13 protein-coding genes are annotated in these 15352 nt (G+C 69.1%); 10 read left to right on the top strand and 3 right to left on the bottom strand.

The window, feature by feature from the left end; all coding sequences use genetic code 11:
• The first annotated feature begins 58 nt into the window (after nucleotides 1–58).
• From QMG86_RS17875 to QMG86_RS17855, 5 genes are all read left to right on the top strand, one after another.
• Nucleotides 59–1123, top strand: coding sequence for a fused (3R)-hydroxyacyl-ACP dehydratase subunits HadA/HadB (locus QMG86_RS17875; RefSeq protein ID WP_281873439.1), 1065 nt, complete (start codon nucleotides 59–61; stop codon nucleotides 1121–1123).
• A gap of 315 nt (nucleotides 1124–1438) precedes the next feature.
• Entirely contained in the window at nucleotides 1439–2383 is a 945-nt protein-coding gene (locus QMG86_RS17870) for a Sco1979 family transcriptional regulator (RefSeq protein WP_281873437.1), read from the top strand.
• Nucleotides 2384–2475: 92 nt separating this feature from the next.
• Nucleotides 2476–3426 (top strand): Sco1979 family transcriptional regulator, encoded by a 951-nt coding sequence (locus QMG86_RS17865; protein WP_281873435.1) that lies wholly within the window; start codon nucleotides 2476–2478, stop codon nucleotides 3424–3426.
• Nucleotides 3427–3613: 187 nt separating this feature from the next.
• Nucleotides 3614–4273 (top strand): TetR/AcrR family transcriptional regulator, encoded by a 660-nt coding sequence (locus tag QMG86_RS17860; protein ID WP_281873433.1) that lies wholly within the window; start codon nucleotides 3614–3616, stop codon nucleotides 4271–4273.
• Complete coding sequence (locus tag QMG86_RS17855) at nucleotides 4255–4836, top strand: Rv1733c family protein (protein WP_281873432.1); 582 nt, start codon at nucleotides 4255–4257, stop codon at nucleotides 4834–4836. The genes QMG86_RS17860 and QMG86_RS17855 overlap by 19 nt, the downstream gene beginning before the upstream one ends.
• Before the next feature lie 216 nt (nucleotides 4837–5052).
• Here the strand turns inward: QMG86_RS17855 and QMG86_RS17850 are convergent, their stop codons facing one another.
• On the bottom strand, nucleotides 5053–6603 hold the full coding sequence (locus QMG86_RS17850; protein WP_281873430.1) for an acyl-CoA carboxylase subunit beta: 1551 nt from the start codon (nucleotides 6601–6603) through the stop codon (nucleotides 5053–5055).
• Between the two features lie 526 nt (nucleotides 6604–7129).
• Between QMG86_RS17850 and QMG86_RS17845 the strand changes: the two genes are divergently transcribed.
• Genes QMG86_RS17845 through QMG86_RS17830 form a run of 4 tightly spaced genes read left to right on the top strand, consistent with a single transcriptional unit; the run spans nucleotide 7130 to nucleotide 11232 of the window.
• Nucleotides 7130–8110 (top strand): RsbRD N-terminal domain-containing protein, encoded by a 981-nt coding sequence (locus QMG86_RS17845; protein ID WP_281873429.1) that lies wholly within the window; start codon nucleotides 7130–7132, stop codon nucleotides 8108–8110.
• A gap of 57 nt (nucleotides 8111–8167) precedes the next feature.
• Entirely contained in the window at nucleotides 8168–9118 is a 951-nt protein-coding gene (locus tag QMG86_RS17840; RefSeq protein ID WP_281873427.1) for an acyl-ACP desaturase, read from the top strand.
• A 14-nt stretch (nucleotides 9119–9132) separates the two neighbouring features.
• On the top strand, nucleotides 9133–10143 hold the full coding sequence (locus QMG86_RS17835; protein WP_281881003.1) for an alpha/beta hydrolase: 1011 nt from the start codon (nucleotides 9133–9135) through the stop codon (nucleotides 10141–10143).
• Nucleotides 10144–10185: 42 nt separating this feature from the next.
• Complete coding sequence (locus tag QMG86_RS17830) at nucleotides 10186–11232, top strand: LLM class flavin-dependent oxidoreductase (RefSeq protein ID WP_281873424.1); 1047 nt, start codon at nucleotides 10186–10188, stop codon at nucleotides 11230–11232.
• Between the two features lie 10 nt (nucleotides 11233–11242).
• On the opposite strand, the gene QMG86_RS17825 is transcribed toward QMG86_RS17830, so the two are convergent.
• Both QMG86_RS17825 and QMG86_RS17820 read right to left on the bottom strand, forming a co-directional pair.
• Entirely contained in the window at nucleotides 11243–12280 is a 1038-nt protein-coding gene (locus QMG86_RS17825) for a fused (3R)-hydroxyacyl-ACP dehydratase subunits HadA/HadB (protein ID WP_281873422.1), read from the bottom strand.
• Between the two features lie 46 nt (nucleotides 12281–12326).
• Complete coding sequence (locus QMG86_RS17820) at nucleotides 12327–12932, bottom strand: YdcF family protein (protein ID WP_281873421.1); 606 nt, start codon at nucleotides 12930–12932, stop codon at nucleotides 12327–12329.
• A gap of 358 nt (nucleotides 12933–13290) precedes the next feature.
• On the opposite strand from QMG86_RS17820, the gene QMG86_RS17815 reads away from it, so the two are divergent.
• Nucleotides 13291–14490 (top strand): esterase/lipase family protein, encoded by a 1200-nt coding sequence (locus QMG86_RS17815; protein ID WP_281873420.1) that lies wholly within the window; start codon nucleotides 13291–13293, stop codon nucleotides 14488–14490.
• The last annotated feature ends 862 nt before the right edge of the window (nucleotides 14491–15352 follow it).

Here is a 15352-nt window from a genome sequence, read left to right as displayed (position 1 = left end):
TGGCTTCGGTACGGTGGGCCGGTCCGGGCGGGTGACGCCCGTATTGCGAGAGAGGCACATGAACGACATCACCACCACCGCGTCCGAGCAAGCCAAGGCGCTGGTGGGACGGCATTACCGCCTGACCGATTCGTACGAGGTCGGGCGCGAGAAGATCCGGGAATTCGCGCGAGCGCTGCAGGACGGTCATCCGGCGCACCGGTACGAGGACGCGGCCGCGGGACTCGGCTTCGACGGGCTCGTCGCGCCGCTGACGTTCTCCTCCATCGTCTTGATGTTGGTGCAGCGCAAGATGTTCGAGTCCGTGCTCACCGGCTACGACCTCGGCCAGGTGCTGCAGACCGAGCAGTCGATCCAGGTGCACCGGCCGATCGTCGCCGGCGACGAGGTGCGGTGCGACTCGTACATCGAGTCGTTCCGGCAGTTCGGTGACAAGGATTTCATGGTCACCAGGAACGTGCTGAGCAACCAGTACAAGGAAGTGCTGCAGACCGCGCACACCACGGCGGTGGCGCAGACCGGGGTCGATCTCGCCGCCGATCTGCGTGCGGCGGTCGAGGGCGTGATCATGACCGGGCAGTCGGCCGCCGACCGCACCGACGCGGCGGCCGCGCGCGAGGCCGGTGACGACGGCGGATTGGTCGAGAGCTTCGACGAGGAATTGCGGCCGGACACATCGGACGAGCCCCGAACACCCCGCACCGCTCCCGCTTTCGAGGACTTGTCCGTCGGCATGGAGATCACCCCGCGCACGGTGCTGCTCTCCCGTGGTGATCTGGTGAACTATGCCGGTGTGTCGGGCGATTCGAATCCGATCCACTTCAGCGACGTGGTCGCGCGCAGCGCCGGATTGCCCGACGTGGTGTCGCACGGACTGCTGACGATGGGTCTCGGCGCCGGGTATCTCAGCTCATGGCTCGGTGATCCGGCCGCCGTCACCCGGTACGGGGTACGGTTCGCCGGGTTCGCCCCGGTGCCGGCCACCAAGGCGAGCGAGATCGAATTCCGGGGCCGGGTCAAGCAATTGGATCCGGATCGCCGCGCCGCGACCATCGCGTTGACGGCGACCTGCGGGGAGCGCAAGCTGTTCGGTCGCGCGACGGCGGACGTACTGCTGCGCTGAAGCGAGCGCCGCTCACGGCGCGAACGGTGCCCCGCCGTCGGCGACCCCTCGTCGCCGGGAGGTTCCCGCGACTGCGGCTTTCGCTTGCGTCGCGGGGCGTTCGTCGCGGTCGATCCCGGAGCCGCGTACCGCCAGGCGCGGTGCGCCGATCCCTCCTGAACCGCGTCGTTTCGCGCGACGGCCGTCCTGTGCTCGAAAGAGCGGCCCCCGGCTACCCCGGGAACGATCTTGCGGATGTGCTTACACCTGCGCATTCGCGGCGCTGGGCGGGGCTCGGTGCTGGAGTGTGCGGGATGCTCGTGCGAGACTCGGAGCATGCGTGCTTCGGTAGTGCGGCCTCACAACGAATCCATCGCTCGTGGAACGGCTCCCGCCGCTGAGGGCGGCCCGACCGCCTTGCGGATGATCCTCGGCGGGCGGATGCGGCGGCTGCGGGAGGCATGCGGCATCTCGCTCGAGGAAGCGGGCGAGGCCATCCGCGGGTCGCACTCCAAGATCAGCCGTCTGGAATTGGGACGGACCGGCTTTCGCGAGCGAGACCTGGTGGATCTGCTCGCGCTGTACGGCGTCACGGACGAGGCGGAGTGCGCGGAGTTCAAGCGGCTGGCCCAGCAGGCGAACACGTCGGGGTGGTGGCATCACGACACCGACTGGCTGCCGAAGTGGTTCGACACCTACCTCGGGCTGGAACAGGCCGCGCAGCTGATCCGCTCTTACGAGCCGCGAGTCGTCCCGGAGCTGCTGCAGACGCCCGACTACGCCCGCGCGCTGTTCGTGCTCGCGCATCCGCACGAGGACGAGGAGGCGATCGAGCGGCGGGTGGCCCTGCGGATGCGCCGCCAGGAAATACTGACCAGGCCCGATCCGCCGCAGATGTGGCTGATCGTCGAGGAGGCGGCGCTACGGCGCAGGATCGGGGGATCGCAGGTGTGGCTGGACCAGCTCGAGCACATGCTGCGGGCCGCGGACGCGCCGAACATCACGGTGCAGGTGCTCGCCGATCATGTCGGCGGCCCGGCGCTGGCCGACGGCGCGTTCACCATGCTGCGCTTCGCCGAGGCGGATCTGCCCGACATCGTGTATCTCCAGCAGCTCACCGGCGCGCTGTACCTGGACAAGGACGCCGATCTCGCGGCCTACCGGGCGGTGGCGAATCTGCTGTCGGTGCACGCCGCGCCGCCCGAGTACACCCGCGACCTCGTCGCGGCGCTGCGCGAGCGCGAGCCGCGGATCGTGGACCTGCCCTCGGGTTCCGCCTGACGCCCTGCCGTACCCGGGCGACCATGAATAGCCGGGTGTACAGGGACTTTCGGCCGTAGATCACGATCGGGTCGTCATGGCAGACTCGGGGCATGCGTCCTTCGAACGTACGACAGCCTGCCGACGCGCCCGGACTCGGTGCTGATCCGGTGTCCGGCGGCGGTCCGACGGTCCTTCGTATGGTGCTCGGCGGCAAGCTTCGTCGTCTCCGGGAGGCCCGTGGTATCACTCGCGAAGCGGCGGGCGAGGCCATCCGCGGGTCGCATTCGAAGATCAGCCGGTTGGAGCTCGGGCGCACCGGCTGCCGGGAACGTGACCTGGTGGACCTGCTCGACCTCTACGAGGTGACCGATCCCGCGGAACGCGAGCGGTATCTGGAATTGGCCAGGCAAGCCAGTGCGTCGGGCTGGTGGGCGCGGGACAACGACTGGCTGCCCAAGTGGTTCGACACCTACCTCGGGCTGGAACAGGCGGCGCGGCTGATCCGCAGTTACGAGCCGCGGGCCGTCCCCGAACTGCTGCAGACCCCGGAGTACGCTCGTGCGCTGCTCACCCTCTCGCATCCGGGCGAGCCGGAGGAAGCGATCGAGCGCCGTGTCGCGCTGCGCATGCGCAGGCAGGACATCCTCGCCGGTCCGCGCCCGCCCCAGTTGTGGATGATCATCGAAGAAGCCGCGCTGCGCCGCAGGATCGGCGGCTCGACCGTCTGGCGTGCCCAGCTCGACCATGTGCTGCGCGTGGCGGCGCAGCCGAACGTCACCATTCAGGTGTTGGCCGATCCGGTGGGCGGCCCGGCGCTCACCGATGGTGCGTTCACGATCTTGCGTTTCGCCGAAGCGGATCTGCCCGACATCGTCTACCTCCAGCAGCTCACCAGCGCGCTGTACCTGGACAAAATCGCCGACCTGGACGTGTACTACGCGGTGCTGAACCAGCTCTCGCTGCTCGCTCCCTCGCCTGCGCATTCCCGCCGGCTGATCGAGGTGTTGCGCGACGGCGTCCCGCCGACCGTCGACGAACCGGTGGACCGCCCGAGCCGGTGACCGGCTCCCGCGCGGCTGGACACGGCCGCGCATCCCCGGGGACCGGGCATGCGGCCCGGCTCCCCTCCGCCTGATCTGAACGGCGATTCAGTGCGCCCGAATCGGGCATCTCCTGTGCGAGGTGATCCGTATGCCGGGGAAGGGCGAAGTATTGTCCCATTGGGACAATAGGGCGTATGCTCTGGGTATGAGCGACGACGGTGTCGGTCTGGACGGCCGTCGGCTGCGCACTCGGCGCAGCCGCGAGGCGTTGTCGCGCGCGGCGTTCGACCTGTTCACCGAGCGGGGGCTCGAGGCGGTGGCCGTCGAGGACATCGCGGTGCGGGCCGGGGTCACCCGGCGCACGTTCAGCAGGCATTTCGCCTCCATCGAGGAGGCGATCCTGGGCGATGTCGATCAGGACGTCCACCTGTTCAACGAGGCGCTGTGCCGTCGCCCGCCCGCGGAGTCGCCCCTGATCGCCTACCGCAACGCCGTCCACGACTGGCTCGCCGCCGAGTACGGCGGCGCACGCGCCGCACTGCTGGCCCGCCGCTGGGTCCTGTTCCAGCGCTTCGAGGACGAGCCCGGGCTGTTCGCCGGTTATCAGCGCATCCGCATCGACGGGCAGCGCGAATCGGTCCGGATCATCGCGGCGCGCCTGGGGGTGGATCCACTGACCGATCCGCGTCCGGCCGCCGCCGTGGGCGCGGGCGCGGGCATGCTGCTCGCGGCGCTGCAGAGCTGGGCGGCGGGCCCGGATCCCATGGGCCTGCCCGGCCTCGTCGAAGAGTTCTTCGACACCCTCGTCACCCTCACCACCGAATTCCGCACCGAGGAGTCACCGTCATGTCTACCGGGTCGGTGAACATGTACCACCGGACGTGCCGACGCGTCGGCCTGGATCGAAACCCGCTGCGCCGCAGGGAAGACCGAGTGCAGACCGGAGTCGCGGTGCTGCTGGCCCTGGTCTTCCTGATCGTCGTGCCCGTGCTGGCGGTGACCGTCGGCGGCCGGGTGTACCGCACCGAAACGGCCGCGGTGCAAGCCGAGACGGCGCGATTGCGTCAGGTGGACGCCACCGTCGTCGAGACCGGGAAGGCGCCGCTGTACGCGCCGGTGGTGCCGGCCCGGGTGTCCTGGAAGGACGCCGACGGCGTAGCCCACACCGGCGATTATCAGTCGACCACGGTGGTGGAGCCGGGCTCCACCGTGCCGATCTGGCTGAACGAGCGCGGTGCGATCGTGGAGCCGCCCTCGGCGAGCCAGCCCGCCAGCAAGGCGGTGATGCTCACCGCGGGCGCGGTGCTCGGCGTCTCGGTCGTGTTCGCGGGCAGCTACTTGCTGGTGCGGCGCGGACTGGATCGCCGACGGCTGCGCCGATGGGAGACCGAATGGATCGCTGCGGATCTCACCTGGGGCCACGGCTGAGCCGAGTGGTGCGGCGTGCCCGCCGGGCGAGGGTAGGGAACAGGCGCAGCGGGCACGTCGCGTGCCGGCGCGACGCGGCGAACGAAGCGACCCGGCACTGACCCGAGAGTAAGGCATCGGCGTGCCGGGCGGCCGGATTCGGCGCCGATCGCCGGAGATCCCACCACATAGATCCGGTTACGTTGTGACACACCATAACCGGAGTCGGAGATCGCCTCAGACCGGAAACAGGCTGTGCTTGCGCGGGTTGGGCTCAGCGCTCGCCTCCTTCTCGCGCAGCAGGCGCAGCGCCCGGCGGATCTCCAGTCTGGTCCGCGAGGGCTCGATCACCGCGTCGATGTAACCGCGCTCGGCGGCGATCCACGGCGTGGCCACCGTGGCGTTGTACTGCTCGATCATGGAGTCGCGCAACGCCGCCCGTTGCTCCGGGGGCACTTGGGCGAGCTGACGTTTGGCGACGATGCTCACCGCGCTCTCCGCGCCCATCACGGCGATACGCGCCGTCGGCCAGGCCAGGCTGACGTCGGCGCCGAGTTGCTTGCAGCCCATCACGGCGTAACCGCCGCCGTAAGCCTTGCGGACCACGACGGTGACGATCGGGACGGTCGACTCGATCACCGCGCGGAAGAACCGCCCGCCGCGTTTGATCACCCCGCTGCGTTCCTCCTCCACGCCGGGCAGCACGCCGGGGGTGTCCACGACGAAGATCAGCGGCAACCCGAAGACATCGCACAATCGGATGAAATGCGTCGCCTTGTCCGAGCATTTGGCGTCGATCGCGCCGCCGAGCACCAAGGGCTGGTTCGCGATCACCCCGACGCTGCGCCCGTCCACCCTGGCGAAGCCGGTGATCAGGTTCTGCGCGGTGGCCGCACTGATCTCGTGGAAGTCGCCGTCGTCGAACAGGCGCAGCAAGATCTCGTGCATGTCGTAGCCCTGCCGATCGGAATCGGGAACGATCGTGTCCAGCTCCAGATCGTGCGGCGTGATGTGCGGCTCCAGGCCCGGGTTGACGACCGGGCCCGGCTCCAGGCAACTCGACGGCAGATAGCTCAGATAGGTCCTCGCCCAGTCGAAGGCGTCCTGCTCGGTGGCGGAGACATGGTGGACCGTGCCGGTGGCCGCCTGCGCCTGCGCGCCACCCAGTTCCTCCATGGTCACCTCCTCGCCGGTGACCTCCTTGATCACCTCGGGACCGGTGACGAACATGTACGACTTTTCGGTCGCGATCAGGACGTCGGTGTTCACCGGTGCGTAGACCGCCCCCGCCGCGCATTTGCCCAGCATGATCGAGACCTGTGGTACGAAGCCCGACAGCCGTTCCTGGCGGCGGCTCATCAGCGCGTACCAGGCCAGCGAGGTGACCGCGTCCTGGATGCGGGCGCCGCCGGAGTCGTTGATCGCGACGACCGGGCAGGCGTTCGTGGTGGCGAAATCCAGTGCGGCGGCGACTTTGCGGCCGAACATCTCACCCACCGAGCCACCGAAGACGGTCTGATCATGCGCGATCACCACGACCGGCCTGCCGTCGATCCGGCCGCGCCCGGTGATCACGCCGTCGCCGTACATCGCTCCGGGAGTGCCCGGCTGGCGCACCAGCGCGCCGATCTCGACGAAACTCCCAGGGTCGAGAAGGGCCCGCACCCGCTCCCGCGCGCTGGGAATGCCCTTGCTCTTGCGCTTCGCGATGCCGTTCTCGCCTGCGGGCTCCTCGGCCAGCTCCAAGATCCCCCGCAGCTCGTCCAGTTTTTCTCGGGTACCGCTCATATGTGGTGTAGCCCCTAGATACTCGTCGCGACGCCGTACGGCAACGCGGCGCTCGATGCTATCGGCGCCGCGATCCGCGGCACAGCGGTTCGGAATATGTCATGGAACAGCTCACAGGTTTGCGTTTCGATTCCTGGGTTCATAGCACGCGTCGGTCCGGTCCACTGCGACGACACGAACTGTGCGACGTCCCAATCGTGGCCGCGGCCGGCGCTGAACCGTCCTCACAGCACCGAGGAGGTCTTCTCAGGCGGCGCCCACGGATCTAGGGTGATCTCGACGCAGCGCCGGAAATGCGCGGACGGCGCTGCGTCACATATTCCGGAAATCGGCGGCCCCGCGCCGGCGCCGGCGGGTTCCGCCCAGGATGGCGCGGCCGTGCTCGCCGTAGCAGCCTGCCGCTGTCGCGAAATCCCTTCGAACGCTTGTGATCGCGCCCAACGAGCCGGGCGGCCGCTGATGACTTACCCGATGCGGGGCGCCATATCTCGATTCCATCACGATCCGTCGCTAGCCTTTGGGAGGCATGATGGACAGGCAGCCCAGAACGAGTACCGAGACGTGGGCGTCGAAACTCGTCGAACATCTGGCCGAGCGTTCCGGTCACGACACGTCCGGTGATGTGGCGACCACCGCGCGTAACTGTTTGGCGGCCGCCGTCGAACGGCTGGTTCCGCGACGGGCGACCCCCGCGTCGCGACCCCCGGAAATCGCCGGTTCCGCCTCGCGCTGGGCACGGGAGGGCATTGCGCTGGAAACGGTGCTCGGCGCGTATCACGACGAAATACGCGACGGTTTGGAATTTCTCGCCGACGAGGCCACCGACGAGCGGGCCGATCATTTTCTCGCGGGTGCGCGGCTCGCGGTCCACGTGCTGGAAATGGTGACCGTCGCGGCGTCCACGGCTTACGTGGACGAGCATCGCGCGGTCGCGCGGGAACATCAGACCGCCGCGCAGACGCTGGTCTCCGCGCTGCTGGGCGGCCACGCCGTCGGCGAGCTCGCCCGGGCCACCGGTATTCCGATCGCCCGGTCCTACCAGGTCGTGGCGCTGGGCATTCCGGCGCATCCGGACGAGCGAAGACCCCACACGGGCACCGAGGCGGCCCGGCGCAAGCTGCGCCGCGTGCAGGCCGCGCTGGCCGATCCGCTCGGCTCACGCGCGTTGTCGGTGCTCTCCGCCGCGGGCGGCACGGTGCTGGTCCCGCTCGACGACGTGCCCGCCCGCACTGGGACCTTCACCATGACCGACGATGTGCTGGCCATCGTCGGTGCGGCCGCCGAGGTGCCGTTGACCGCGGCGGTGGCTACCGGGCGCACCGCGCGCATCCCGGAACTGGCTGGTCGTGCCCACGACCTGCTGGACCGGGTGCGCGCGGCGGGCAGGGCTCCAGGGCTGTATCGGGTGGCCGACGCAGGGGAGACGCCGGGTTGTGAACTGCCCCAGCCGGGCCATATGGCCATCGTCACCTCGCCCAACGATCGCGTGATCGGTCGTTCGGCCTGATTTTCCCCCGCTATCGTCGAGTGTGCCCTGATGTCGAGGGTGAGCAAAGGAGTGCGAGTGACCACCGCATTGTCCGATCGCGATATTCTGCGCGAACTCGAGCCGACTGCCGAACGCCTGCTCAATGACCATCTGCGCAAGGCGAAATCATGGAATCCCCATGACTACGTGCCGTGGGACGACGGCCGCAATTTCGCCGCCCTCGGCGGAATCGATTGGGAGCCGGGCCAATCCCGTCTGTCCGAGGTCGCGCAGACCGCGATGATCACCAATTTGCTCACCGAGGACAATCTGCCGTCGTATCACCGGGAGATCTCGGACTCGTTCTCGCGGGACGGCGTGTGGGGTACCTGGGTGGGCAGGTGGACCGCCGAAGAGAACCGCCACGCCATCGTGATGCGCGACTATCTGGTGGTCACCCGCGCGGTCGATCCGGTGTCGCTGGAGCAGGCGAGGATGGCGCACATGACGACCGGGTTCGCCAAACCCGATAGCGAACAGCAGTTCCTGCGTTCGGTGGCTTACGTCACCTTGCAGGAGCTGGCGACCAGGATCAGCCACCGGAATACCGGAGCGGCCTGCGAGGAACCGCTCGCCGAGCGTATGCTGCAGCGAGTTGCCGCCGACGAGAACCTGCACATGATCTTCTACCGGAACATCAGCGCCGCGGCCTTGGACCTGGTGCCGAACGAAGCGCTGCGCGCGATCACCTCCGTGGTCACCCGCTTCCAGATGCCCGGGGCGACCCAGCCGAACTTCCGGCGCAACGCGGTGCTGCTGGCCAAGCACGGCATCTACGACCTGCGCCAGCATCTCGACGTGGTGGTGCGTCCGGTGCTGCGCGCGTGGCAGGTCTTCGAACGCACCGATCTGACCGGCGACGGCGAACGCGCGCGCGACGAACTGCACACCTATCTCACCGAGCTCGAGATCCGGGCGCGGCGGTTCGAGGAGCAGCGCGAACGCGCGGCGGCCAGACAGGCGGAGCGGGCCGCCGCGGCAGGATGAGCCCGCGTGTGCCGATGACCGCGGCGGCGATGGCCCTCATCGCCGCCGTCGGCGCCGCGCCCGTGCTCGCCGATCCGGTGCCCGCGACCCCGCCACCCGCGGTGGACCCGGCCATGACGCGGACCGGGCTGCTCTCGATCGAGCAGGCCGGGGCCGGTCATGAACGCCTGTCGATCGCCTCCGCGGCGATGCGCAGGATCATCACCGTCGATGTGCTGCGCGGCAGCGGCGACGGGCCGCGTCCGGTGCTGTATCTGCTCGACGGCGTCGACGGCGACGCCACGTCGGCGTGGCTGACCAAGGGCGGTGCCGCCGAATTCTTCGCGGGCAAACCGGTCGACGTGGTGCTCACCGGCGGCGGTACCGGCAGCATGTACAGCGACTGGATGCGGCAGGACGCCGCGCTGGGGCTCAACCGCTGGGAGACCTTTCTCACCACCGAGCTCCCGCCGATCGTGGAATCGCTGCTGCGCACCGACGGGCGCCGGGCCATCGCGGGGGTCTCGATGGGCGCGCAGGCGGCGATGATGCTCGCCCAGCGCCACCCCGGCTGGTATCGCGCCGTCGCCGGGATGAGCGGGTGCTATTCCACGGCCGACCCGCTCGGGCACGCAGTCACCACCATCACGGTCGCCTCACGCGGCGGCAACGTCGAGAACCTCTGGGGCCCGCCGAGCTCGCCGGAATGGGCCGCGCACGACAGCCTGCTGCACGCCGAACGCCTGCGCGACACCGCGATCTACCTCTCGGCGGCCGCCGGTCTGCCGACCGGCGCCGACCTGGTGGCGATCGCGAATTCCCCGACGGTCGCGGAGGCGCTGCGCACCGCGGGCGGCGGCGCGGCGCTGGAGGCGGGCGCTCGCGCCTGCACCGAGCGGTTCGCCGGCCGGCTGTCGGAACTGGGCATTCCCGCCACCGTGGAGTACACCGCGGAGGGCATGCACACGTGGCCGGATTTCCAGGCGCAGCTGCCGCGGGCGTGGCGGGTGCTGGCGCAGGCGCTGGGGGTGCCCGCGTCCTCCTGACCGCGGGCGGAATCAGCGCGGCGCGCTCGCGTTGACACCGATATGACCTCGGCGCTGTCCACTGTCCGGTTCTCCGTCCTCGATCGCTCGCGCGTCCGGCGCGGTCAGAGCCATCCGGCCGCATTGCGGGAGACGGTAGAGTTCGCGCGGCTCAGCGAGGAATGGGGTTATCACCGCTTCTGGGTCTCCGAGCATCACAGTGTGCCGGGAGTGGCCGGGTCGGCGCCGACCGTGCTGGCGGCCGCGGTGGCGGCGGCCACCGCGCGGATCCGGGTCGGCACGGGCGGCGTGATGCTGCCCAACCACCAGCCTTTGGTGGTCGCCGAACAGTTCGGCGTGCTGGAATCGCTGTACCCGGGACGCATCGACATGGGCTTGGGCCGCTCGGTCGGATTCACCGACGGGGTGCGGCGCGCGCTCGGGCACGACAAGGGCGACGCGGAGGACTTCGACGCCCAGCTCGCCGAACTCCTGGCGTACTTCGGCGAAGGCAGGCGGGGTGTGCACGCCTGGCCCGCGCAGGGGCTGCGTGTTCCCGCTTTCCTGCTGGCGACCGGGTCCGGCGCCGAGCGGGCGGCCCGGTTCGGGTTGCCGCTGGTGATCGCCGCGGTCGGCGGCGAGGACCGCATGGTCGAGGCCATCGAGCGCTATCGTGCCGAGTTCCGCCCCGGTCCGGCGGGCGCCACCCCTTACGTCGTAGTGTCCGGTTCGGTCGTCATCGCCGACACCACCGCGCAGGCCTATCGGCTCTTGCTGCCGGAGGCGTGGTCGGCCGCGTACGCGCGTACCCGTGGGGAGTTCCCGCCCCTGCTGCCGCCCGCGGAGATCGAGGCGCACGGCATGACCGATCGGGAGCGCGGGCTCGTCGATGACGGGCTGCGCGGCCAACTGTACGGCACCGAGGACGAGGTCGCCGGACAACTGGCCCGGCTGGTGCGCCGGACCGGCGCCGACGAGATCCTCGTGCACACCAGCACCTACGATCGAGCCGCGCGGCTGGAATCGCATCGCCGCCTGGCACTGCTCGCCGGCTTGCCGCGTGGCGGCGCGGGCGATCGAGCCGGGGCGCGCGCCGGTACCGCCGCTTGACGGCCGCCGGCTACGGGAAAAGTACCTCGGCGGCGGCGTAGCCGAACAGCCTGCGTCCCTCGGCGCGGGCGTCGACCGCGATGGTCGCCCGCCGCTTGCGCGGATCGATCGAGGTGACCCGGCCGCGGAATTGGATCGTGCCCACCCCCAGCGGTGGAATGCGCAGGTGGTGGGTGTTGTGCGCGAACTGCGCACGGAAACGGGTGACCGCGGCGGGGTCACCGAGCCAGGAACTGAGGAACGAGGTGGCCATGCCGAGTTTCAGCATGCCGGGCGCGACCACGGTCGGCAGGCCGCTGGCGACGGCGACCCGTTCGTCGAACAGCACCGGATTGGACTCGCCCGTCACTCCGGCATAGTTCACCAAGTCGCCCCGGGACAGGCGCATGGTGCGGACGGGCAGTTCCGTGCCGACTGACAAGTCGGCGAACGCTATGCGCGGCCGTGGGGTGCGGCGGGCCGGTGACGGCGTGAGATGGTCCGCCGCGGCCGGGACCACCGCGCTGCCGCGGGCCGTCGCGTCCGGGAAACGCTGTCCCATGGCGACTTTCCGGACGGCGTCGGCCAACCCCGGATCGCGCCCGCCGACGCGCGCGAGCAGCGCGCTGGAGCCGGTCTGCACCACCGCGCCGTGCTGGTCGATCAGCACGCTCTTGATCGCGAGGACGTCGTAATCGCCGAAGTGCCGGAACGATTCGAAGTAGATGTCACAGGTCAGGCGGTCGCCCGCGACCAACGGCCTGCCGAAGTCGAAAACTTGGTCCGCGTGCAGGATCCGGGTGGGGTCGTAACCGGTGATCAGCGTGTCCAGAATTTCGCGGTGCACTCTGGTCAGGATGATCGCGCTGAACGTCGCGGGCGCGATCAGTCCGGGAAAGCCGAGTTCGGCCGCGGCGGCCTCGCTCCGGTGTGCCGGATGGGAATCCTGGACGGCACGGGCGAATTCGCGGATCTTTTCCCGTTCCACTTCATAGCGAAAGGTGGAACGGTAACGGTGGTCGACCAGCGACCTCGCCTGATCGGCCGGATGCACCGCGATGTCGTTCATGATTGCTCCTGTATTGCGAAAACGGTGGATCGCTGTGGGCTCGCGCTCACGCGAAGGGACCGAACCGCCAGATCCGGGACGGCAGCTGCTCGGGAGTGACGGTGCCGACGACGTCCACCCCGGCGTCGTGAAAGGTGCCCACCGCCCGGTCGACGTGGTCGGCGGAGGTGATCACCACGGCGTCGTGCGCGCCGATCGCGCGCATGATCGTGGCCGAGCGCGCCGCGTTCTGCGCGGTGGTGTCGGCCTCCGGCTCGAGGTGGATCCGCGCCGCCGGGATGCCGCGGGCGATCAGCCAGTCGGCCATGGCCCGTGCCTCGGTGATGCCGTTGCGCGCGTTGCCGCCGGTGACGATGACGGGCGAGACCGGGGCCAGCAGGGCCTGCAGGTATCCGGCGCGCAGCCGGTCGATCAGCTCCGGGCGCATGCCGCCGTCGGGCAGCAGCCCGTAGCCGAGCACGACGATGGCGGTAACCGGCCCGTGCACCGTGGGCGACGGCCCGGGGAGGAGGGCGAAGGGCGCGGCGCTCGCGGGCTCGGCGTCGGCGGATCCCGAGTTGTCCGCGTGGGCGTGCGGCAGGTGGATCAGCGCGGCGGTGACCGCGAGCGCGCCCAGCACGGCGCGGGCGAGGGGAACCGGATTGGCGGACAAGGGATCTCCAAGCGGTTAGCCATCGGATGGCCACCGATGGCTGGGGTGCAGCGTCCATCCATGATGCGGCCGCCGGTCGTTGCGGAACCGTAATCGCCTGGTGATCTGGATAATTCACCGTTCCCGCACCGCCCGCTTGTGCCGTCTGCCCTATCGGAGGAATTGCGGGATCGCCCTTTACGCGCCCTTTGTGTCGCATCCCTAGCCGGGACAAATCGCATTCGTGAGCTCTCCAGACCCAGCCGTTCCGCATAGGACGCCGCGTTCGGCGGTTTTAGCGTTGGCGCAGCTTCGGTGCCGATGACCAGCGAAAACGGCGCCGGTGGTCGAACACCGTGGTTCTGCAGGAAGGCAACTCATGAAACGAAGTACCTACGGGCGCTCGTCTTTGGCGGCGGTGCTGTTGAGCGTGTCGGTGCTCGCCGTCGGCGCCTCGGGCGCCAACGCGGCGCCGGAGGCGAAACCCACCGAACAACAGCTGGCCGACTACATCGCGGCGGGCCGCAAGGTGGCGCCGGTGGCGGATTCGGGCAGCGCGGGCACCGGCTCGGCATGCACCTCGGGCAGTGGCGCGGGCTCGGGCAACGGTTCCGGCGACTGCTACGGCGGGTCGGGCAGCAGCTCCGGGTCCTCCGGCGGTTACGCCAGCGACACCGTCGGCTACGGTCCGCCGATGACCTCGTGGCTGGCCGCGTTCGGCTACGGGCTCACCCATCCGGACGTCGCGCCGCCGGGGGCCAACGACTGGAACTGCAAGCCGACTGCCGAGCATCCGCGCCCGGTGGTGCTGGTGCACGGCACCTGGATGAACGCCTACAACGGCTTCGCCTTCATGGGGCAGCCCATCAAGGACGCGGGCTTCTGCACCTTCACCTTCAACTACGGCCGGTCCAACCTGCTCGAGGGCGGTGGTCTCGGCTCGGTGCTGCCGGGCGTGATGGGCACCGGGTACATCCAGGACTCGGCCAAGCAGCTGGCCACCTTCGTCGATCGGGTGCTGGCCGCTACCGGGGCGTCGGAGGTGGACCTCGTCGCGCATTCCCAGGGCGGGTCGATGTCGAACTGGTACACGAAGTTCGAGGGCGGCGCGGCCAAGGTGAAGAACCTGATCACCTACGGCGCCACGCATCACGGCACCAGTCTGGACGGCATCGGTGCGCTGGGCCGGGCGATCAACAACTTCGGTATCGACATCCTCGGCTTCATCGAGATCTTCGTCGGCCACGCCGGCATCCAGCAGACGATCGGCTCGGACTTCGTCAACAAACTCAACGAGGGCGGCGACACCATTTCCGGTGTCGACTACACCGTCGTCGGCACCCGTTATGACGAAATCACCAATCCCTACGATTTGACCTTCCTGAAGCCGGCGCCCGGTGTGACGGTGCAGAACATCACGCTGCAGGACGGATGCGAACAAGACGTGTCCGACCACCTCACGATGATGTATTCGCCGCGGGCGTTGTCCATCGCGCTGCGCGCACTGGACCCGGCCGGACATCCGAATCTGGATTGCACCTTCAACCCGTGGTTGCTCGGCGGCGGAGGCTCGCTGTGATCACCGAATGACCTGCTCCCGTCGAGCGGCGTGGCTCGTGCCCCGACTCCGTCCGCCGCTCGACGGGAGCACCGACCGCCACGCGTGCTGCCCGCCGGACGGGATCCCTCAACCCGCCTCTGTCCGGCGCGCACGTCCCCTGCGCGGGCGGTATGCCCACCGAGCGGCTCCTCGCACCCGCTGCTCGGTGGGCATCGGGGTTTCTGGACCTTTTCAGTGCCGACATCCGGGACCGCCACGGTCCCGGATGTCGGCGCTGTCTGCTGTGACGAGCCGAGAAGTCCACCGGCTCAGACTTTTTCGAGGGCAGCCGAAGGAAGTGCTCCGGTGGCTTCGCCGCCACCGCCGATCCGCTCGGCGTTGTTTCCGCCTGCACGCAGCCGTTGCCTGCACAGCGCCGTGACTCCGAACAGTTCGGGGCCGCAGTTGGTCCGGCGTGGGTCGGCTGGATCCGAGATCTTCTCTAGCCGGGTGCGCCCCCGGTGGGTGAGGGCATCCGCCGAGAGGCACGCCCTCGATCGGAACTGCCGGCTCGCCCGGTAGTCCGGTATGGCATCCGACCCGTTGCCGAAATTCTCCGGGACGCCAACCGTTCGCCTCTGCCGAATATTCGTAGAATAAGCCGAATCGAGTTTTGTTCAATGGCGTGAACAAAATGATCGTTATAAAATGACGGTAAACCGGCTAGGTGGAGAACTGTGCGCTGTATCCGTTGCGGATCGGTTTGCAAGCGCGAAGTGCGGTCGAGATGGGTTGAATCTCGCTGCGCCGGTATCTGCACTCAGGCGAATTTCGCCCGGACGGGCGGCCGCAACCGTATTGCGGCGTGTTTTTCAGGTATTCGCCGAGAAGTCGATTTCGC

Source organism: Nocardia sputorum (genome assembly GCF_027924405.1).
Taxonomy (GTDB): domain Bacteria; phylum Actinomycetota; class Actinomycetes; order Mycobacteriales; family Mycobacteriaceae; genus Nocardia; species Nocardia sputorum.
The sequence above is the reverse complement of the archived record's forward strand: the minus strand, read 5'-3'. Positions and strand labels throughout refer to the sequence as shown.